Origin of the sequence: Pseudomonas sp. KB-10 (assembly GCF_018221585.1) — a bacterium.
Taxonomy (GTDB): Bacteria; Pseudomonadota; Gammaproteobacteria; order Pseudomonadales; family Pseudomonadaceae; genus Aquipseudomonas; species Aquipseudomonas yangonensis.
The window spans coordinates 220,577-238,853 of record NZ_QYYB01000008.1 but is presented as its reverse complement, the minus strand read 5'-3'; the positions used below and the strand labels follow the sequence as shown (position 1 = coordinate 238,853).

At 63.8% G+C, this 18,277-nt stretch carries 14 protein-coding genes and 3 tRNA genes; 11 read left to right on the top strand and 6 right to left on the bottom strand.

What is annotated here, in order from left to right:
* Nucleotides 1-36: 36 nt before the first annotated feature.
* Both DXK50_RS21180 and cysS read left to right on the top strand, forming a co-directional pair.
* Nucleotides 37-1,701 carry a glutamine--tRNA ligase/YqeY domain fusion protein gene (locus DXK50_RS21180; RefSeq protein ID WP_212631644.1) on the top strand — a complete coding sequence of 555 codons (1,665 nt, stop codon included), beginning with the start codon at nucleotides 37-39 and terminating at the stop codon, nucleotides 1,699-1,701.
* Nucleotides 1,701-3,086, top strand: a complete 1,386-nt coding sequence (gene cysS / locus DXK50_RS21175; protein WP_212631643.1) for a cysteine--tRNA ligase — start codon at nucleotides 1,701-1,703, stop codon at nucleotides 3,084-3,086. Before DXK50_RS21180 ends, cysS begins: the two co-directional genes overlap by 1 nt.
* Before the next feature lie 249 nt (nucleotides 3,087-3,335).
* On the opposite strand, the gene paoC is transcribed toward cysS, so the two are convergent.
* The 5 genes from paoC to DXK50_RS21150 all read right to left on the bottom strand — a co-directional run bounded on the left by paoC (nucleotide 3,336) and on the right by DXK50_RS21150 (nucleotide 10,454).
* On the bottom strand, nucleotides 3,336-5,540 hold the full coding sequence (paoC, locus tag DXK50_RS21170) for an aldehyde oxidoreductase molybdenum-binding subunit PaoC (protein WP_212631642.1): 2,205 nt from the start codon (nucleotides 5,538-5,540) through the stop codon (nucleotides 3,336-3,338).
* Nucleotides 5,537-6,493: an FAD binding domain-containing protein gene (locus DXK50_RS21165; protein WP_212631641.1), complete on the bottom strand. Its 957-nt coding sequence runs from the start codon at nucleotides 6,491-6,493 to the stop codon at nucleotides 5,537-5,539. Before DXK50_RS21165 ends, paoC begins: the two co-directional genes overlap by 4 nt.
* Nucleotides 6,490-7,107, bottom strand: a complete 618-nt coding sequence (gene paoA / locus DXK50_RS21160) for an aldehyde dehydrogenase iron-sulfur subunit PaoA (RefSeq protein ID WP_161865413.1) — start codon at nucleotides 7,105-7,107, stop codon at nucleotides 6,490-6,492. Before paoA ends, DXK50_RS21165 begins: the two co-directional genes overlap by 4 nt.
* Nucleotides 7,108-7,382: 275 nt before the next feature.
* The gene (blaPRC, locus tag DXK50_RS21155) at nucleotides 7,383-8,531 is read right to left on the bottom strand and encodes a PRC family class C beta-lactamase (RefSeq protein WP_212631640.1); all 1,149 of its coding nucleotides are present in this window, start codon (nucleotides 8,529-8,531) and stop codon (nucleotides 7,383-7,385) included.
* A gap of 93 nt (nucleotides 8,532-8,624) precedes the next feature.
* Nucleotides 8,625-10,454 (bottom strand): sigma-54-dependent Fis family transcriptional regulator, encoded by a 1,830-nt coding sequence (locus tag DXK50_RS21150; RefSeq protein WP_212631639.1) that lies wholly within the window; start codon nucleotides 10,452-10,454, stop codon nucleotides 8,625-8,627.
* A gap of 260 nt (nucleotides 10,455-10,714) precedes the next feature.
* Here DXK50_RS21150 and DXK50_RS21145 point away from each other — a divergent pair, with 260 nt between their 5' ends.
* Genes DXK50_RS21145 through DXK50_RS21120 form a run of 6 tightly spaced genes read left to right on the top strand, consistent with a single transcriptional unit; the run spans nucleotide 10,715 to nucleotide 16,654 of the window.
* Nucleotides 10,715-11,809, top strand: coding sequence for an ABC transporter ATP-binding protein (locus DXK50_RS21145; protein WP_212631638.1), 1,095 nt, complete (start codon nucleotides 10,715-10,717; stop codon nucleotides 11,807-11,809).
* Nucleotides 11,809-12,906 (top strand): ABC transporter ATP-binding protein, encoded by a 1,098-nt coding sequence (locus DXK50_RS21140; RefSeq protein ID WP_212631637.1) that lies wholly within the window; start codon nucleotides 11,809-11,811, stop codon nucleotides 12,904-12,906. The genes DXK50_RS21145 and DXK50_RS21140 overlap by 1 nt, the downstream gene beginning before the upstream one ends.
* Nucleotides 12,903-13,766 carry a carbohydrate ABC transporter permease gene (locus DXK50_RS21135; RefSeq protein ID WP_212631636.1) on the top strand — a complete coding sequence of 288 codons (864 nt, stop codon included), beginning with the start codon at nucleotides 12,903-12,905 and terminating at the stop codon, nucleotides 13,764-13,766. Before DXK50_RS21140 ends, DXK50_RS21135 begins: the two co-directional genes overlap by 4 nt.
* Before the next feature lie 8 nt (nucleotides 13,767-13,774).
* Nucleotides 13,775-14,575, top strand: a complete 801-nt coding sequence (locus tag DXK50_RS21130) for a carbohydrate ABC transporter permease (protein WP_003239933.1) — start codon at nucleotides 13,775-13,777, stop codon at nucleotides 14,573-14,575.
* Between the two features lie 12 nt (nucleotides 14,576-14,587).
* Nucleotides 14,588-14,860, top strand: a complete 273-nt coding sequence (locus tag DXK50_RS21125) for a DUF2160 domain-containing protein (RefSeq protein ID WP_003459912.1) — start codon at nucleotides 14,588-14,590, stop codon at nucleotides 14,858-14,860.
* A 51-nt stretch (nucleotides 14,861-14,911) separates the two neighbouring features.
* A complete protein-coding gene (locus tag DXK50_RS21120) occupies nucleotides 14,912-16,654 on the top strand; it encodes an ABC transporter substrate-binding protein (RefSeq protein WP_161865419.1) in 1,743 nt (580 codons plus the stop codon).
* A 60-nt stretch (nucleotides 16,655-16,714) separates the two neighbouring features.
* On the opposite strand, the gene folD is transcribed toward DXK50_RS21120, so the two are convergent.
* Nucleotides 16,715-17,569, bottom strand: a complete 855-nt coding sequence (folD, locus tag DXK50_RS21115; RefSeq protein ID WP_212631635.1) for a bifunctional methylenetetrahydrofolate dehydrogenase/methenyltetrahydrofolate cyclohydrolase FolD — start codon at nucleotides 17,567-17,569, stop codon at nucleotides 16,715-16,717.
* Nucleotides 17,570-17,838: 269 nt separating this feature from the next.
* Between folD and DXK50_RS21110 the strand changes: the two genes are divergently transcribed.
* From DXK50_RS21110 to DXK50_RS21100, 3 genes are all read left to right on the top strand, one after another.
* Nucleotides 17,839-17,915, top strand: a tRNA-Arg gene (locus tag DXK50_RS21110).
* Between the two features lie 38 nt (nucleotides 17,916-17,953).
* Nucleotides 17,954-18,029, top strand: a tRNA-His gene (locus tag DXK50_RS21105).
* A gap of 55 nt (nucleotides 18,030-18,084) precedes the next feature.
* Nucleotides 18,085-18,169: transfer RNA gene (locus DXK50_RS21100), tRNA-Leu, on the top strand.
* Nucleotides 18,170-18,277: the final 108 nt, after the last annotated feature.

The window sequence follows — 18,277 nt, the reverse complement described above, 5'->3', positions numbered from 1 at the left end:
GCCTACCCGTGCCGCGCCAGTATTGTTAAGGACACCATGAGCAAGCCCACCGTCGAAAAAGCTGCCAACTTCCTGCGCCCCATCGTCCAGGCCGATCTGGACAGCGGCAAGCACGCCAAGATCGTGACCCGCTTCCCGCCGGAGCCCAACGGCTACCTGCACATTGGCCATGCCAAGAGCATCTGCCTGAACTTCGGCCTGGCCGAAGAGTTCGGCGGCCAGTGCAACCTGCGTTTCGACGACACCAACCCGGCCAAGGAAGACCAGGAATACATCGACGCGATCAAGGCCGACGTCGAGTGGCTGGGCTTCAAGTGGGCGGGTGAGGAGCGCTACGCCTCCAACTACTTCGATCAGCTGCATGCCTGGGCTGTCGAGCTGATCAAGGCCGGCAAGGCCTTCGTCTGCGATCTGAATGCCGAAGAGATGCGCGAGTATCGCGGCAACCTGACCGAGCCGGGCAGGAACAGCCCGTTCCGTGATCGCAGCGTCGAGGAAAACCTCGACCTGTTCGCCCGCATGAAGGCCGGCGAGTTCCCCGATGGCGCCCGCTCGCTGCGCGCCAAGATCGACATGGCCTCGCCGAACATCAACCTGCGCGACCCGATCCTATATCGCATCCGCCACGCCCATCACCACCAGACCGGTGACAAGTGGTGCATCTACCCGAGCTACGACTTCACCCACGGTCAGTCGGACGCCATCGAGGGCATCACCCACTCGATCTGCACCCTGGAGTTCGAGGATCACCGCCCGCTGTACGAGTGGTTCCTGGAGAATCTGCCGGTGCCGGCGCAGCCGCGTCAGTACGAATTTGCCCGTCTGAACCTGAACTACACCATCACCAGCAAGCGCAAGCTCAAGCAGCTGGTGGACGAAGGTCACGTCAAGGGTTGGGATGATCCGCGCATGTCGACGCTGTCCGGCTATCGTCGTCGCGGCTACACCCCGGCCTCGATCCGCACCTTCTGCGACATGATCGGCGTCAACCGCGCCGGTGGCCTGGTGGACATCGGCATGCTCGAGTTCGCCATTCGTGACGATCTGGACGCCAACGCCGCACGTGCCATGTGCGTGCTCAAGCCGCTCAAGGTGGTGATCACCAACTACCCGGAGGGCAAGGTCGAGAACCTCGAGCTGCCGCGCCATCCCAAGCAGGACATGGGTGTGCGCGTGCTGCCGTTCTCCCGTGAGATCTACATCGACGCCAGCGACTTCGAGGAAACCCCGCCGGACGGCTTCAAGCGCCTGATCCCCGGTGGCGAAGTGCGCCTGCGCGGCAGCTACGTGATTCGTGCCGATGAGGCGATCAAGGATGCCGCCGGTAATATCGTCGAGCTGCGCTGCAGCTACGACGAGAACACCCTGGGCAAGAATCCGGAAGGCCGCAAGGTCAAGGGCGTGATCCACTGGGTGCCGGCCGCGGAAAGCGTCGAATGCGAAGTGCGCCTCTACGACCGTCTGTTCAAGTCGCCCAATCCGGAGAAGAGCGAAGAGGGCGGCAGCTTCCTCGACAACATCAACCCCGAGTCGCTGGTGGTGCTCACCGGTTGCCGCGCCGAACCCTCGCTGGCCAAGGCCGGCGCTGACGACCGCTTCCAGTTCGAGCGCGAAGGCTACTTCTGCCTCGACAAGGATTCGACCGCCGACGCGCTGGTGTTCAACCGTACCGTCACGCTGCGCGATTCGTGGGGGCAGTAATGGCACTGTCGATCTACAACACGCTGAGCAAGGTCAAGGAACCGTTCAAGCCGCTGATCGGTAACAGCGTACGCATGTACGTGTGCGGCATGACCGTCTATGACTTCTGCCATATCGGTCACGCCCGGGTGATGGTCGCCTTCGACGTGGTCACCCGCTGGCTGCGTCAGCGCGGCTATGACGTGACCTATGTGCGCAACATCACCGACATCGACGACAAGATCATCAAGCGCGCCAATGAGAACGGCGAGCCGTTCGAGGCGCTGGTCGAGCGCATGATCGCGGCGATGCACGAGGACGAAGCACGCCTTTCCGTGCTGCGCCCGGACATCGAGCCGCGCGCCACCGGGCATATCGCCGGCATGCACCAGATGATCCAGACCCTGATCGACAAGGGTTATGCCTACGCGCCGGGCAATGGCGACGTGTACTACCGCGTCACCAGGTTCGAGACTTACGGCAAGCTGTCGCGCCGCAAGATCGATGAGCTGAAGATCGGTGCACGTATCGAAGTCGACGAAATCAAGGAAGACCCGCTGGACTTCGTGCTGTGGAAGGGCGCCAAGCCGGGTGAGCCGAGCTGGGATTCGCCCTGGGGCAAGGGTCGGCCAGGCTGGCACATCGAGTGCTCGGTGATGTCCACCTGCTGCCTGGGCGAGACCTTCGACATCCACGGCGGCGGCCCGGACCTGGTGTTCCCGCACCATGAGAACGAAATCGCCCAGAGCGAGGCGGCCACCGGCAAGCAGTACGCCAATGCCTGGATGCACGCCGGCGCGGTTCGCGTGGACGGCGAGAAGATGTCCAAGAGCCTGGGCAACTTCTTCACCATCCGTGAGGTGCTGGAGAAGTACCACCCGGAGGTGGTGCGCTACCTGCTAGTGTCCAGCCACTATCGCAGCCCGATAAACTACTCCGAAGAGAGCCTCAAGGAAGCCAAGGGCGCCCTGGAGCGTTTCTACAACGGCTTGAAAGGTCTGCCGGAAGCGGCACCTGCCGGTGGCGAGGCGTTCGTCGAACGCTTTGGTGCGGCGATGGACGACGACTTCAACTCGCCGGAAGCCTGCGCGGTACTGTTCGAGATGATTCGCGAGGTCAACCGCCTGCGCGAATCCGACCTGCAGGCCGCCGCTGCGCTGGCGGCGCAGCTCAAGCAGCTGGCCGGGGTGCTCGGCGTGTTGCAGCTGGAGCCGGATGCCTTCCTTCAGGCTGGTGCGGCCGGCAAGGTCGATGCGGCTGAGGTCGAGGCGCTGATCGCTGCGCGTTTGCAGGCGCGTGCCGAGAAGAACTGGGCTGAGAGCGACCGTATCCGCGACCAGATCACCGCCATGGGCGTGGTGCTGGAAGACGGTAAGGGTGGCACGACCTGGCGTCTGGCCGAGTAGCCGGGCGCTTGACGACAAAGGCCGCTTTTCTGCGTAATACCGTTTACTTAAGGTGCTCGCGCTTGGCTCCCCTCTCCCATTTATGGGAGAGGGGCTGGGGGAGAGGGCTGAAAACACTGCAAAACTGCCAGTTTTCCCCTCGCCGAACGCGGCCCGCCCTAACCCTCCCCCCAGAGGGGCGAGGGGACTGATTGCGTTCAACCCTGTCTTATGTGAACAGCATTACGCTTTTCAGCGGCCTTTGTCGTTTCAGGCTGCCGGCATCTGCGCCAGCAGCTTGTCCAGCGTGATTGGATAGTCGCGGATGCGCACGCCCGTGGCGTTGTAGATCGCGTTCGCCACCGCCGCGGAAACTCCGCAGATGCCCAGCTCGCCCACGCCCTTGGCCTTCATGGGCGAGGAGAGGGCATCGCTCTCGTCGAGAAAGACCACCTCCTGATGCGGGATGTCGGCATGCACCGGCACCTCGTACCCGGCCAGGTCGTGGTTGATATACAGCCCGTAGCGGGTGTCGACGGACAGCTCTTCCATGAGTGCCGCGCCCACGCCCATGGTCATGGCGCCGATGACCTGGCTGCGCGCCGTCTTCGGATTGAGGATGCGCCCGGCCGAACAGACCGCCAGCATGCGCCTGACCCGCACCTCTGCCGTGGCAGCATGGACGGCGACCTCGACGAAATGCGCGCCGAAGGTCGAGATCCGGTAGCGCTTGTTCAGGTCGCCGAACTCGATGCTGTCCTCGGCTTCCAGCGTCGTGTCTGCCGCGGCCTCGGCGAGCGTGGCGCGTTTGCCGTCCTGAAGCACTTCGCCATTCTCGAAAACTGCCCGCGCCGGATCGAAACCAAGCTTGCGCGCGATCTTTTCGCGCAGCTGCACGCAGGCAGCGTAGACGCCTGATGTCGAGCTGTTGGCGCCCCACTGACCGCCAGAGCCGGATGAAACGGGGTAGCTCGAGTCGCCGAGCTTCACGCTCACCCGCTCCAGCGGCACACCGAGCATTTCCGCCGCGGTCTGGCCGATGATGGTGTAGCTGCCGGTGCCGATGTCGGTCATGTCGGTTTCGACACTGAGCCGGCCTTGTGCGTCCAGGCGTACGCGCGCGGCGGACTGGGTGACCGGCCCGTCGCGAAAGGCGCCGGCCATGCCCATGCCAATCAACCAGTCACCTTCGCGGCATGCCGCTGGTTTGGCGGTGCGCTTGGCCCAGCCGAAGCGTTGCGCGCCTTGCTGCAGGCATTCCTTGAGGTGACGCTGCGAGTAGGGGCGCTCCGGTTGCTCGGGGTCGACCGACGAATCGTTCATCACGCGGAAGTCGACGGGGTCCAGGCCGAGTTTCTCGGCCATCTCGTCCATGGCGATCTCCACCGCCATTGATCCTGGTGTGTCGCTGGGGGCACGCATGGCGTTGGCTTCGGGCATGTCGAGATTCGCCAGACGTGTGCGGGACATGCGGTTGGCGCCGGCGTAGAGCGGTCGTGAGTAGATCACCCCGGATTCGGCCGAGTTGCCGTTGAGATCGCCGGACCAGTTGTCATGACCAATCGCGACGATCTTGCCGTCGCCTGTGGCGCCGATGCGAATGCGCTGGATGGTGGCGGCGCGGTGGGTCGTGTTGTTCATCATCAACGGGCGCGGTAGCGCCACCTTCACCGGCCGCCCGGCCGCACGCGCGCCCAGCGCTGCCAGTAGCGCATCGGCGCGGATGAACAGCTTGCCGCCGAAGCCGCCGCCAACGTAGGGCGAGATAAGGCGGACATTCTCGACGTCCATGCCCAGTGTTTCGGCAAGGTCCTTAGCGCCCCAGGCGATCATCTGGTTCGACGTCCACAGAGTCAGCCGATCATCGTCCCAGCGCGCCATCGAGGCGTGCGGTTCCATCATCGCGTGGGACTGGTCGGGCGTGCGGTAGGTGGCGTCGAGTTGCACGGCGGCGCTGGCGAATGCGCTGTCGAAGTCGCCGACGGCGCTGTCCGGCTCGCCGCTGACGATCTTCTCCGGTTTCTTCGCGCTGTCCTTGACCGCTTCGAGGTCAAAGCTGCCCTGTTGGCGCTGGTAGTCGATCTTCACCAGCTCGGCGGCAGCGCGTGCCTGCTCGAAGGTCTCGGCCACCACCAGGGCGACGGCCTGATGGTAGTGCTCGATCTCGGGACCGCCGAGCAGCCTGGCATTGTTGCGCTCGCCCTTGCCGAGCTTGGGTGCGGTATCTGCGGTGACGACGGTGATCACGCCGGGAGCGGCCCTGGCCTGGGACAGGTCCATGGCCGCGATGCGCCCCTTGGCGATGGCCGCGCCGACGATCTGGCCATAGGCCGGGTTGGTGACCTCAGCGTGCCATTCGTAGGCATAGGTGGCGGTGCCGGTGGTCTTCAACGGGCCGTCGATACGGTCGAGCGGCTGGCCGACCACGCGCTGACGGTCGATGGGGTTGCTGCCTGCAGCAGTTTCGAATTTCATGCGCCGGCCCTCGCTTGGGCCAGCACGGCGCCTAAGGTGCGTCGGACCAGGGTGAGCTTGAAGGCGTTGTGTGCTGTGGTGCGTGCATCGGCGAGCAGCCGCTCGGCGACGATGTCAGCGCCGCGGGGCAGATCGGCCTCCGCTGCCTCCTCGCGCCAGGGTTTGTGCGCGACACCGCCGAGAGCGATGCGCCCGTTGCCATCCGGCTGGAGCACCGCCGCCACCGAGACCAGGGCGAAGGCATAGGAGGCGCGGTCGCGCACCTTGTAGTAGAAATGCTGGCCGCCGAGCGGTTTGGGCAGGGTTACAGCGGTTATCAGCTCACCGGGGGCGAGAACATGTTCGATATGCGGCGTGTCGCCGGGCAGGCGATGCAGATCGGCCATGGGAATATGGCGCACCTGGCCGTCGGGCTGAACGGTTTCTACCCTGGCATCGAGCAGGCGCATGGCGATTGCCATATCGCTCGGATGGGTGGCGATGCAGGCGTCGCTGCTGCCGAGTACGGCGTGCTGGCGGCTGACGCCTTCGCGCGCCGCACAGCCGGAGCCCGGCTGGCGTTTGTTGCACGGCAGGTTGGTGTCGTAGAAGTATGGGCAGCGGGTGCGCTGCAGCAGGTTGCCGGCAGTGGTCGCCTTGTTGCGCAACTGGCCGGAAGCGCCAGCGAGCAGGGCCCTGGCCAGCACGGCGTAGTCACGGCGAATGCGGCTGTCGGCGGCCAGGTCGGTGTTGCTCACCAGCGCGCCAATGCGCATGCCGCCATCGTCCGTCGCTTCGATGCGGTCCAGCCCGAGGGCATTGACATCGATCAGGTGCAACGGCGTCTCGATTTCGAGTTTCATCAGATCCAGCAGGTTGGTGCCGCCGGCGATGAATTTGGCGCCGGGTATGCGCGCTGCCGCCGCAGCGGCTTCGCCCGGCGTGCCTGCACGTTCGTAGGAAAAGGGTTTCATCCGCGTTCTCCCGCCACGTCGTTGATCGCTTCGATGATGTTGGAGTAGGCGCCGCAGCGGCAGATGTTGCCGCTCATGCGTTCGCGCAGTTCGGCCTCGCTGTAGCCGGGTGTGGCTTGCAGGTCGTCGGTCACGTGGCTGGGCACGCCCTGGTCGATTTCCTCGAGGACGGCCACCGCCGAGCAGATTTGTCCGGGGGTGCAGTAACCGCACTGGTAGCCGTCACGCCTGATGAACGCGGCCTGCATCGGGTGCAGGTGCTCGGGCGTACCAAGGCCTTCGATGGTGGTGATCTCGGCGCCCTGATGCATCACCGCCAGGGTCAGGCAGCCGTTGATGCGGCGGCCATCGACGATCATGGTGCAGGCGCCGCACTGGCCGTGATCGCAGCCCTTCTTGCTCCCGGTAAGGTGCAGATGCTCACGCAGCGCATCCAGAAGTGAGGTGCGGTTGTCCAGTTCGAGTTGGTGAGTCTGACCATTGACCGTGAAGCCTACTCTGGACTTCTGTACGGCGCGCGGTTCGCTGAGCTGGGCAGCGTTCAGGCTCGCGATCGGCGCGCCACCTGGAAGATCGCGCTTTGCGTGGCCATGGCTTGGAGTGGAATCCGTCATGCGTGGCTCCTTCACTTTTGCAGGTAGGCGATGCGTTATCGCCCAAGGAGTGCGGTGCCTAGGTTCCGACTGTAATGGCGCGCTACAAGTTGCACCTACTTGCCGTGTGGGTATGGTTCGCCTGCTATGGGCTGCGAGGGAGTCAGGGCTTGTGCCCAGAGGTTCGTGGCGCTAAGGACGCTCGGCGAACCGGGGCGGCCCGCTGCGTTGCAGGCTCGCCCCGAAGGGGGGGGCTGACGATGTGGCATGGCCACCTGCGCTAAGCGCCGGCCGTCTCAGTCACTCGAGGGTTGTAGCGTCGTGAGTATCTGCAGGGCGAGGCGCACGCGTTCGGCATTGGGGTAATTGCGGTTGGCGAGTATCACCAGCCCGGTATCGCGCGCGGGCAGCAGCAGGATGTAGGCACCGAAGCCATTGGTCGAGCCGGTCTTGTTCAGCAACTGGTCGCCCTCGGGCGGCCTGGGTACGCTGAACCGTTCCACAGGATGCGGTTGCAGAGCCATTTCGGCGGAATTGCCGGCCTGCAGTTTCTCCAGGCTGATGGGGTAGGCGTAGCGCTCCCATCCCAGACCCTGAGTCATGTCGCCGACCTGATAATAGCCACGATGAGTGGAGCTGACGGCCTGGCGCAGTGCTGCGGGCAGTTCGTTCGGGTGCAGGTTGGCCTCGATGAAGCGCAGCATGTCGGCAGCAGTGGATTTCAAACCATAGGCTTCGGCGTCCAGGGCGCCTGGGGTTACCCGCACGGCCTTGTCGTCTCGATAGCCCCAGGCATAACGCGCCATCTGCTTGGCCGGTATCTGCACGTAGCTTTCCTGCATACCCAGTTGTGGCAGCAGATCCCGCTCCATCAACTGCTGGAATGGCTCGGCCAGGCTGGCCGCTGCCAGATGCCCGAACAGGCCGATGCTGGGGTTGGAGTACAGCCTTTGCGTACCCGGCGGATAAACGGCTTGCCAGTTGCGGTAGTAGGCGAGCATCTGTTTTTCGTTGCCGACCGCGTCCGGAAACTGCAATGGCAGGCCTCCGGCCGTATAAGTGGCCAGATCCAGCAGGCTGATGTGATCGAAGGCGCTGCCTTGCAGGGCCGGCAGATATTGGCTGGCATTGTCGCTGAGGTTCAGCGTGCCGCGCGCTTCGGCGTAGGCGCCGAGGGTGGCAGTGAACAGCTTGCTGATCGAGCCCAGCTCGAACAGGGTGTGGCGATCCACGAGCTGGTCGCTCTCACGGGATGCGACGCCGTACTCGAAGAAATGTTGCTGGCCCTTGTGGCTGATGGCGATGGCCATGCCGGGGATGGCGTAGGCCTGCATCATCGATTTTGCTGCGGCGTCCACCTGTGTTTCCAGTGAAGGCGATGCCGGCGCCTGGCTGGCGGCCAGCAGAGTCAGGGCGGCGAACAGGGGGCGATACAGATGGCGCATGCTGAGTTCCTTTCGTGGCTGGCGATGCCGGCCCGCTCGGAGTTCGGGCGGGATGGCAAATGTATGGCTTGGGCCGGTTCTGCGAATAAAGGTTCAGGGCCTGACGCCCTGTTCGCGCAGGCGCTTGTACAGGGTGTTTCGGCTCAGACCAAGGTGGCGGGCCAGGTAGGAGATATTACCGCCACACGCCTGGTACTGGCTGGCCAGATCGTCGTGCTCGGGACGCGCCGGCGGCGGGGCGCCCGTTGGCAGGTCAAGGAAGAAGTCGTCAGGCAGATGTTCGGCACGTATAGGCTGGTCGTCGGCCATAGCCAGGGCCACGCGCAGGACGCTACTGAGCTGGCGCAGATTGCCCGGCCAGGGGTGATGCTGGAACAGCTCCAGTACCTCGCGGCTGATGCCGGCCCGTTGCCCGGGTTCACGGTGCTGTTCCCAGAGTCTCTGGAACAGCGCCTGCTTGTCGCTGCGTTCGCGCAGCGGCGGCAGCTCCAGGTTCAGGCCGCTGATGCGGTAGTAGAGGTCGGCGCGGAACTGCCCGCTGTCGACGTCCTGGCGCAGCGGGCGGTTGGTGGCGGAGACCAGGCGTACATCCACCGGGTGCAGTTCGCTGCTGCCCAGCGGTTGCACGCAGCGCTCCTGCAGCACGCGCAGCAGGCGCGCCTGCACACGCAGCGGCATGTCGCCGATCTCGTCGAGAAACAGCGTGCCCTTGTGCGCCTTGCGGATCAGCCCGATGTGGCCCTTGTGGCTGGCGCCGGTAAAGGCGCCTTTTTCGTAGCCGAACAGCTCCGACTCCACCAGCTCCGCCGGAATGGCCGCGCAGTTGACCGCGATGAAGGGCTGGTTGGCGCGTGAGCTGGCGTGATGCAACGCCCTGACGAAGACCTCCTTGCCGGCGCCGGTTTCACCCTGCACCAGGATCGGGATGTCCTTCTCCAGTAACCGCTCGGCCTGGCGGATGGCCTTGTCCATGCGCGCATCGCCCAGGCTCAGGGTGCGAAGTGATGGCTCCTCGGATACTGGCGTGGGGGGCTGCGGACGGAAATCGCGGGCCTGGATCGGCGCCGGCCGGGCAGGGCGGCGCACCCGCGCGTGAAAGCGAAAGCGGCTGCTGGTGCGCAGGCTGAATGGCTGGCCGTCCGGCTGGTTGAGCAGTTGTTGCAGCGGCACGTCGAACAGCTGCTCGATGGCGCCGTAGGTCAGCGATTGGCCAAGCAGGTTGTCGGCGCGGCGGTTGGCCGAGACCACATGGCCATGCTCGTCGAACACCACCAGACCGGCCCAGGGACTGTCGAGGTTGTCCAGGCTGGTGTTGAAGCTGAGCAGGTGATACTGGTCGGCGAACAGCTTGAGGATCAGGCGGTTCTCCACCGACTGGCTCATCATCTTGACCATGCCCAAAGTGTGCGCCGGCGGCAGGTAGCTGTCGCTGGATACGTCGAGCACGGCGATCATGCGCCGCTGTTCGTCGAAGATCGGCGAGGCCGAGCCGGTCATGAAGCGGTTGGCCTTGAGAAAGTGCTCGTCGTGCTGGATATGCACCGCCTGGCCGCAACTGAGCGCGGTGCCGATGGCGTTGGTGCCGGTGTAGCGCTCCAGCCAGCTGGCGCCGGCGACGAAGCCGGCGGCCTGGCGCGGTTCGATGAAGCGCTGGTCGCCCCATGATTGCAGCAGCCGGCCCTGCTCGTCGGCGAGCATGATCAGGCAGTTGGAGTTGGAAAGGATGGTGCCGTAGTAGGGCAGCACTTCCTGGTGAGTGGTCTGCACCAGGGCCTGGCGGCTTTCCAGCAGGGCCGACAGTTCGCCGGGGGCCGGTGGGTCGAAGCGCGGCGTGCTTTGGTGGGTCAGGCCGTAGTCGCGGCAGCGCGACCAGGACTCCTGGATGATGGTGTCGTGAGCCGGGGCACGGGCAGCTTCTGTCATGGGGTGGTCTCTTCTTGTCGGTTCGCGATCTGCGCCGCGATCGGTCCAGTTTCGTTCATGACTGTTCAATGTCAACGAACGAATTGTTCAGTTGTTCACATCTGACTGTTCAAAAGTGTTCAGTCGAACATCCCCAAGTAGGTCGCTTTCGCGTCTTTTTCTCTTGAATATCAGTTGGATATTTCGATTTAGTGCGGTCTGGCACGCTTGTCGCTGTAGGTGTTCGAAACCGAATGGCACGACAAGAAAAAGGACAGGCCATGTCGCTCAAGCTCGAACACGTCACCCGTATCGTCGATGGCCAAGTGCATATCGACGATGCCTGCCTGAGTTTCGAACCCGGTTCCTTCAACGTTCTGCTCGGCCGCACCCTGGCCGGCAAGACCAGTCTGATGCGCCTGATGGCCGGGCTGGACCGGCCCAGCAGCGGTCGCGTGTTGATGAACGGCGCCGATGTCACCGGCGTGCCGGTGCGCCAGCGCAATGTGTCGATGGTCTATCAGCAGTTCATCAACTACCCGACCCTGACGGTGTTCGAGAACATCGCCTCGCCGCTGCGTCAGGCCGGTGTGGCCAAGGAACTGATCGTCGAGAAGGTCGAGGCCACCGCGCGCATGCTGCGCATCGACAAGCTGCTGTCGCGCTACCCGCTGGAGCTGTCAGGCGGCCAGCAGCAGCGCACGGCCATGGCCCGGGCGCTGGTCAAGGACGCGTCCCTGATCCTCTTCGACGAGCCCCTGGTCAACCTCGACTACAAGCTGCGCGAGGAACTGCGCCAGGAAATGCGCGAGCTGTTCCAGGCGCGCCATACCATCGCCATCTACGCCACCACCGAGCCCAACGAAGCGCTGGCCCTGGGTGGCACCACCACCATCCTCCACGAAGGGCGGGTGGTGCAAAGCGGCAAGACCGCCGAGGTCTACCACCGCCCGCGGCAGGTGCTGGCCGCCGAGCTGTTCTCGGAACCGGCAATCAACCTGATGCCGGGCCGCATCAGTGGCACCGAGGTGAGCTTCGCCGATTGCGTGCACTTTCCGCTCAATCCCGATCTGCGCGGCATCGCCGAGGGCGAGTACCGCTTTGGCGTGCGCCCCAGTCATATCGGCCTGGTGCCATCCAACGACGATGATCTGGAACTGGCCGCGACCGTCGAGCTGGCCGAGATCAGCGGTTCGGAAACCTTCCTCCACGTGCGCAACGAGCAGTTCGTGCTGGTGCTGCACCTGCCGGGCGTGCACGAGTACGCGGTGGATACGCCGATCCTGATCTACATCCCCACCCTCAAGCTGTTCGTCTTCGCCGCCGATGGGCAATTGGTGCAGGCGCCCAGTCGCCGCCAGGGGAGGGCCGCCTGATGGCCGAGATTCGTTTGCACAACCTGGCGCACAGCTACAGCGGCACGCCGAAAGCGCCGGAAGACTACGCGATTCGCGAGATGAACCACGTCTGGCAGCAGGGCGGCGCCTATGCGCTGCTGGGGCCATCGGGCTGCGGCAAGTCGACGTTGCTCAACATCATCTCCGGTCTGCTCAGCCCGTCGCAGGGCGAGGTGCAGTTTGATGGCAAGGCGGTCAACACGCTGTCGCCGCAGCAGCGCAATATCGCCCAGGTTTTCCAGTTCCCGGTGGTCTACGACACCATGACGGTGTTCGACAACCTGGCCTTCCCGCTGCGTAACCAGGGCATGGACGAAGCGCGGGTGATGAGCAAGGTGCACGAGATCGCCGAGGTACTGGAGCTGCATCCGCTTTTGCACAAGAAGGCGCGCAACCTCACCGCCGACGAGAAGCAGAAGGTTTCCATGGGCCGCGGGCTGGTGCGTGACGACGTGTCGGCGATTCTCTTCGACGAGCCGCTGACGGTGATCGACCCACACCTGAAATGGAAGCTGCGGCGCAAGCTCAAGCAGATTCACGAGCAGTTCAACATCACCATGGTCTACGTCACCCACGATCAGTTGGAGGCTTCCACCTTCGCCGACAAGATCGCGGTGATGTACGGCGGGCAGATCGTCCAGTTCGGCACGCCGCGCGAGCTGTTCGAGCGCCCCGGGCACACCTTCGTCGGCTACTTCATCGGCAGCCCCGGCATGAACCTGATCGAGGTGCAGCGCTGCGAGGGCGGGGTGCGTTTCGCCGGGACGGTCCTGCCGCTGTCCGACGCGCTCAACCAGCGCCTCGCCGAACTGGACGGCAAGCGCCTGCAGGCGGGCATCCGTCCCGAGTTCGTGCACATCTGGGACGGCGCTTATGAAGACGCGCTGTGCGCCCGCGTGCTGCACGTCGAGGACCTCGGCACCTACAAGATCCTCACCTTCGATCTCGACGGTCAGGTGCTCAAGGCGCGCCTGCAGGAAGACCAGCCGGTGCCGCGCGAGCAGGTGTACCTGAGCTTCCCGGCGCAGTGGCTGATGCTCTATGCCGACGATTACCTGGTGGAGGTGACGCCATGAAGGTGCAGAACAACAAGGCCTGGTGGCTGGTGCTGCCGGTGTTCCTGCTGGTGGCGTTCAGCGCCATCGTGCCGATGATGACGGTGGTCAACTACTCGGTGCAGGACATCTTCGACCCGGCCACGCGCTACTTCGTCGGCGTCGACTGGTACAAGCAGGTGCTGCAGGACCCGCGTCTGCACGACTCGCTGCTGCGTCAGTTCATCTTCTCCGCCTGTGTGTTGCTGATCGAAATTCCGCTGGGCATCGCCATCGCCCTGTGCATGCCGACGCGCGGGCGCTGGGTGTCGCTGTGCCTGATCCTGATGGCCATTCCGCTGCTGATCCCGTGGAACGTGGTCGGCACCATCTGGCAGATCTTCGGCCGAGCCGACATCGGTCTGATGGGGTGGGCGTTGAACGCGCTGGGCATCAGTTACAACTACGCCTCCAATACCATGGACGCCTGGGTGACGGTGCTGATCATGGACGTCTGGCACTGGACCTCGCTGGTGGCGCTGCTGTGCTATTCCGGGCTGCGCGCCATTCCCGACGTCTATTACCAGGCGGCGCGCATCGACCGTGCGTCGAACTGGGCGGTGTTCCGCCATATCCAGCTGCCCAAGCTGAAAAGCGTGCTGCTGATCGCGGTGATGCTGCGCTTCATGGACAGTTTCATGATCTACACCGAGCCGTTCGTGCTCACCGGCGGCGGGCCTGGCAACGCCACCACCTTCCTCAGTCAGACCCTGACGCAAATGGCCATCGGCCAGTTCGATCTGGGCCCGGCCGCGGCGTTCTCGCTGGTGTACTTCCTGATCATCCTGCTGGTGTCCTGGCTGTTCTACACCGCCATGACCCACGACGACAAAACCCGCTGAGGCCGACCATGATGCTGCGCAAACGTCTGGCACTGCTGATCTACTTCCTGTTTCTGCTGGTGCCGATCTACTGGCTGCTGAACATGTCGTTCAAGAGCAACACCGAGATTCTAGGCGGGCTCAGCCTGTGGCCGCAGAATTTCACCCTGGACAATTACCGGGTGATCTTCACCGACCGCAGCTGGTACGAGGGCTACCTCAACTCGCTGTACTACGTCAGCCTCAACACCCTGATCTCGCTCAGCGTGGCGCTGCCGGCGGCCTATGCCTTCTCGCGCTACCGTTTTCTCGGCGACAAGCACCTGTTCTTCTGGCTGCTGACCAACCGCATGGCGCCGCCGGCGGTGTTCCTGCTGCCGTTCTTCCAGCTGTATTCGTCCATCGGCCTGTTCGACACCCATATCGCCGTGGCGCTGGCGCACTGCCTGTTCAACGTGCCGCTGGCGGTGTGGATTCTTGAGGGCTTCATGTCCAGCGTGCCGAAGGAAATCGACGAGACGGCCTATATCGACGGCTACAGCTTTCCGAAATTCTTCGTGAAGATCTTCATCCCGCTGATCCGCTCCGGCATCGGCGTCACCGCCTTCTTCTGCTTCATGTTCTCCTGGGTCGAGCTGCTGCTGGCGCGCACCCTGACCTCGGTGGACGCCAAGCCCATCGCCGCGGTGATGACCCGTACCGTGTCCGCCTCGGGCATCGACTGGGGCGTGCTGGCCGCCGCCGGCGTGCTGACCATCATCCCGGGGATGCTGGTGATCTGGTTCGTTCGCAACCATGTGGCCAAGGGCTTCGCCCTCGGTCGCGTGTAAGGGAGGTTCGTCATGAGCTGGATGGCCTGGACTCTACCGACCGCGCTGTTCTTCGCCGGCATCGCCGTGCTGCTGGCCGGCATGACGCTGGTCGAGCTGCGCTGGCCGTGCGTCGAGCGCAAGGGTTTTCTGCCGATCACCACCACCCGGGGTGATCGGTTGTTCATCGGTCTGCTCGGCAGCGCCTATCTGCACCTGCTGGTGATAGGCGTGACCGACTGGAGCGTGTGGATAGCCTCGCTGCTATCGCTGTTGTGGTTGTGCGCAGTCATGCGCTGGGGCTGAGCCGGGCTGCCGCCGGTATGCCTCTCCCCAAATCCTGAGATGGAGGTCTCTATGTTCGACAATAACAACAAGACCCGACATAGCATGGCGTTGGCCGCCTTGCTGGCGTTGTCCGGTTTGAGCGGTGCGGCCTGGGCGGATGCCTATGAAGAGGCCGCGAAGAAATGGATCGCCGAGGAGTTCAACCCCTCGACCCTGACGCCCGAACAGCAGCTCGAAGAGCTGAAATGGTTCATCAAGGCCGCCGAGCCGTTTCGCGGCATGAACATCAGCGTAGTGTCGGAAACCATCACCACCCACGAGTACGAGTCCAAGGTGCTGGCCAAGGCGTTCAGCGAGATCACCGGGATCAAGCTCAAGCACGACCTGCTGCAGGAAGGCGACGTGGTCGAGAAGCTGCAGACGCAGATGCAGTCGGACAAGAACATCTACGACGGCTGGGTCAACGACTCCGACCTGATCGGCACCCACGCGCGTTACGGCAAGGCGGTGGCGATCAGCGACATGATCGAAGGCGAGGCCAAGGACTTCACTTCACCGACCCTGGATCTCGACGATTTCATCGGCATTTCCTTCACCACCGGCCCGGACAAGAAGATCTACCAGTTGCCTGACCAGCAGTTCGCCAACCTCTACTGGTTCCGTGCCGACTGGTTCGAGCGTCCGGAACTGAAGGCCAAGTTCAAGGAAATCTACGGCTACGAGCTGGGCGTGCCGGTCAACTGGTCGGCCTATGAGGACATCGCCGAGTTCTTCTCCAAGCACGTCAAGGAGATCGACGGTCAGCGCGTCTACGGCCACATGGACTACGGCAAGAAGGATCCGTCGCTGGGCTGGCGCTTCACCGACGCCTGGTTCTCCATGGCTGGCGGCGGCGACAAGGGCCTGCCCAACGGTCTGCCGGTGGACGAATGGGGCATTCGCGTCGACGGCTGCCGTCCGGTGGGCTCCAGCGTCGCTCGTGGCGGCGACACCAATGGCCCGGCGGCGGTGTTCGCCACGCAGAAGTACGTCGACTGGATGCGCCAGTACGCGCCGCCGGAAGCGCAGGGCATGACCTTCTCCGAGGCAGGTCCGGTGCCGGCGCAGGGCGCCATCGCCCAGCAGATCTTCTGGTACACCGCCTTTACCGCCGACATGACCAAACCGGGCCTGCCGGTGGTCAACGAGGACGGCACGCCGAAGTGGCGCATGGCGCCGTCGCCCAAGGGGCCTTACTGGGAGGAGGGCATGAAGCTCGGCTATCAGGACACCGGCTCCTGGACCTTCCTCAAGTCCACCCCGGAGAAGCAGCGCCTGGCCGCCTGGCTCTACGCCCAGTTCGTCACCTCCAAGACCGTGTCGTTGAAGAAGACCCTGGTCGGCCTGACGCCGATCCGCGAGTCGGACATCAACTCGCAGGCCATGACAGATGTCGCGCCCAAGCTTGGTGGTCTGGTGGAGTTCTACCGCAGCCCGGCGCGCGTGCAGTGGACGCCGACCGGCACCAACGTGCCGGATTATCCGCGTCTGGCGCAGCTGTGGTGGCAGTTCATCGCCGAAGCAGCCAGTGGCGACAAGACACCGCAACAGGCGCTCGATGGCCTGGCCGCGGCGCAGGACACCATGCTCGGTCGTCTGGAGCGTTCCGGTGTGCTGGGCGAGTGCGGACCGAAGCTGAACGAACCGCGTGATCCGCAGTACTGGTTCGATCAGCCGGGTGCGCCCAAGCCCAAGCTGGCCAACGAGAAACCCAAGGGCGAAACCATCGCTTACGATGAGCTGCTCAAATCCTGGGAGCAGGCGCGCAACTGATCGCTACGGCAGAAACGACAACGGCACCCGAGGGTGCCGTTGTTCGTTGCGCAGCGCTGCTTATTTATGCAGATGCTCGGCTGCGTGCAGGGTATTTTCCAGCAGGCCTGCGCGAGTCATCGGGCCGACGCCGCCCGGCACCGGGGTGATCCAGCTGGCGCGGGGCAGGGCGGTCTCGTAGACCACGTCGCCGACCAGCTTGCCGTCGTCCTGACGGCTGATGCCGACATCGATGACGATGGCGCCTGGCTTGATCCACTCACCCCTGACCAGGCCCGGCTTGCCGACGGCTACCACGACGATGTCGGCCTGGCCGACGTGGCTCTCCAGATCCTTGGTGAAACGATGGGTGACGGTCACGGTGCAACCGGCCAGCAACAGCTCCAGGGCCATCGGCCGGCCGACGATGTTCGAGGCGCCCACTACCACGGCGTGCAGACCGTAGAGATCGACACCGGTGCTCTGCAGCAGGGTCATGATGCCTTTCGGCGTGCAGGGGCGTAGCAGCGGCATGCGCTGGGCCAGGCGGCCGATGTTGTAAGGGTGGAAGCCGTCGACGTCCTTGTCCGGGCGGATGCGCTCGAGCAGCGGGGCGCTGTCCAGGTGCTCCGGCAGTGGCAGCTGTACCAGGATGCCGTCGATGGTCGGGTCTTCGTTGAGCTCGTCGATCAGAGCGAGCAGATCGGCCTGGCTGGTCTCGGCCGGCAGATCATAGGCGCGGGAAAGAAAGCCGACTTCTTCGCAATCCTTGCGTTTATGTGACACATAGACCTGGGAGGCGGGATCGGTACCAACCAGGATCACGGCCAGGCCTGGCGCGCGAAGGCCTTGCTGGCGGCGTTCGGCGACACGTTGGGCAATCTGCTGGCGGAGGCTGGCGGCGATCGCCTTGCCGTCGATCAGTTGTGCGGTCATTGCGCTGGTTAACCATTAATAAGGATGAAAAAAGGACGCGCATTCTCGCATGGGCGCTCAGCGGGGCAAAGGCGCCTGCGGTCGATTTCGCGTAACTCCTTTATATCGCTGAACTTTTTTGAAAATTTATGTTGACGGGGTTCGGGGGCGTCTATAACATTCGCCCCGCTTCTCAGGAACAGCCACTCGCTGGGTGAGACGGCAAAAGCCAAGCCCTGGTGGCGTGGTCGGAGCCGAAAGCTTCTAAGTCTGCTTTTGCGGATGGATAAGCGCCCGTAGCTCAGCTGGATAGAGCATCCGCCTTCTAAGCGGATGGTCGCAGGTTCGAGTCCTGCCGGGTGCGCCATTTGGCGGTCAGGCAATTTGAGTAAGCAACGTAATATGGTGGGCGTAGCTCAGTTGGTAGAGCACAGGATTGTGGCTCCTGGTGTCGTGGGTTCGATTCCCATCGTCCACCCCATATTCCAAAGCGCCAGGCCCAAAGCCTGGCGTTTTTGTTTTAAGCTTCAAACCACGCGGACGTGGTGAAATTGGTAGACACACCAGATTTAGGTTCTGGCGCCGCAAGGTGTGAGAGTTCGAGTCTCTCCGTCCGCACCATCTTACAAATCCCCCCGCATTGCCGCCTGCTTCTAGGGTGACTTCTTAATATTGACCCTCTAGAATGCTTGGCCTTGAATTCGGGGCCGGTTCGAGCCGGCTTTTGTC

Bases quoted from the DNA above. Each gene is read 5' to 3' on its own strand.
- DXK50_RS21180 (WP_212631644.1), top strand. From the start codon at position 37: ATGAGCAAGCCCACCGTCGAAAAAGCTGCCAACTTCCTGCGCCCCATC.
- cysS (WP_212631643.1), top strand. From the start codon at position 1,701: ATGGCACTGTCGATCTACAACACGCTGAGCAAGGTCAAGGAACCGTTC.
- paoC (WP_212631642.1), bottom strand. From the start codon at position 5,540: ATGAAATTCGAAACTGCTGCAGGCAGCAACCCCATCGACCGTCAGCGC.
- DXK50_RS21165 (WP_212631641.1), bottom strand. From the start codon at position 6,493: ATGAAACCCTTTTCCTACGAACGTGCAGGCACGCCGGGCGAAGCCGCT.
- paoA (WP_161865413.1), bottom strand. From the start codon at position 7,107: ATGACGGATTCCACTCCAAGCCATGGCCACGCAAAGCGCGATCTTCCA.
- blaPRC (WP_212631640.1), bottom strand. From the start codon at position 8,531: ATGCGCCATCTGTATCGCCCCCTGTTCGCCGCCCTGACTCTGCTGGCC.
- DXK50_RS21150 (WP_212631639.1), bottom strand. From the start codon at position 10,454: ATGACAGAAGCTGCCCGTGCCCCGGCTCACGACACCATCATCCAGGAG.
- DXK50_RS21145 (WP_212631638.1), top strand. From the start codon at position 10,715: ATGTCGCTCAAGCTCGAACACGTCACCCGTATCGTCGATGGCCAAGTG.
- DXK50_RS21140 (WP_212631637.1), top strand. From the start codon at position 11,809: ATGGCCGAGATTCGTTTGCACAACCTGGCGCACAGCTACAGCGGCACG.
- DXK50_RS21135 (WP_212631636.1), top strand. From the start codon at position 12,903: ATGAAGGTGCAGAACAACAAGGCCTGGTGGCTGGTGCTGCCGGTGTTC.
- DXK50_RS21130 (WP_003239933.1), top strand. From the start codon at position 13,775: ATGATGCTGCGCAAACGTCTGGCACTGCTGATCTACTTCCTGTTTCTG.
- DXK50_RS21125 (WP_003459912.1), top strand. From the start codon at position 14,588: ATGAGCTGGATGGCCTGGACTCTACCGACCGCGCTGTTCTTCGCCGGC.
- DXK50_RS21120 (WP_161865419.1), top strand. From the start codon at position 14,912: ATGTTCGACAATAACAACAAGACCCGACATAGCATGGCGTTGGCCGCC.
- folD (WP_212631635.1), bottom strand. From the start codon at position 17,569: ATGACCGCACAACTGATCGACGGCAAGGCGATCGCCGCCAGCCTCCGC.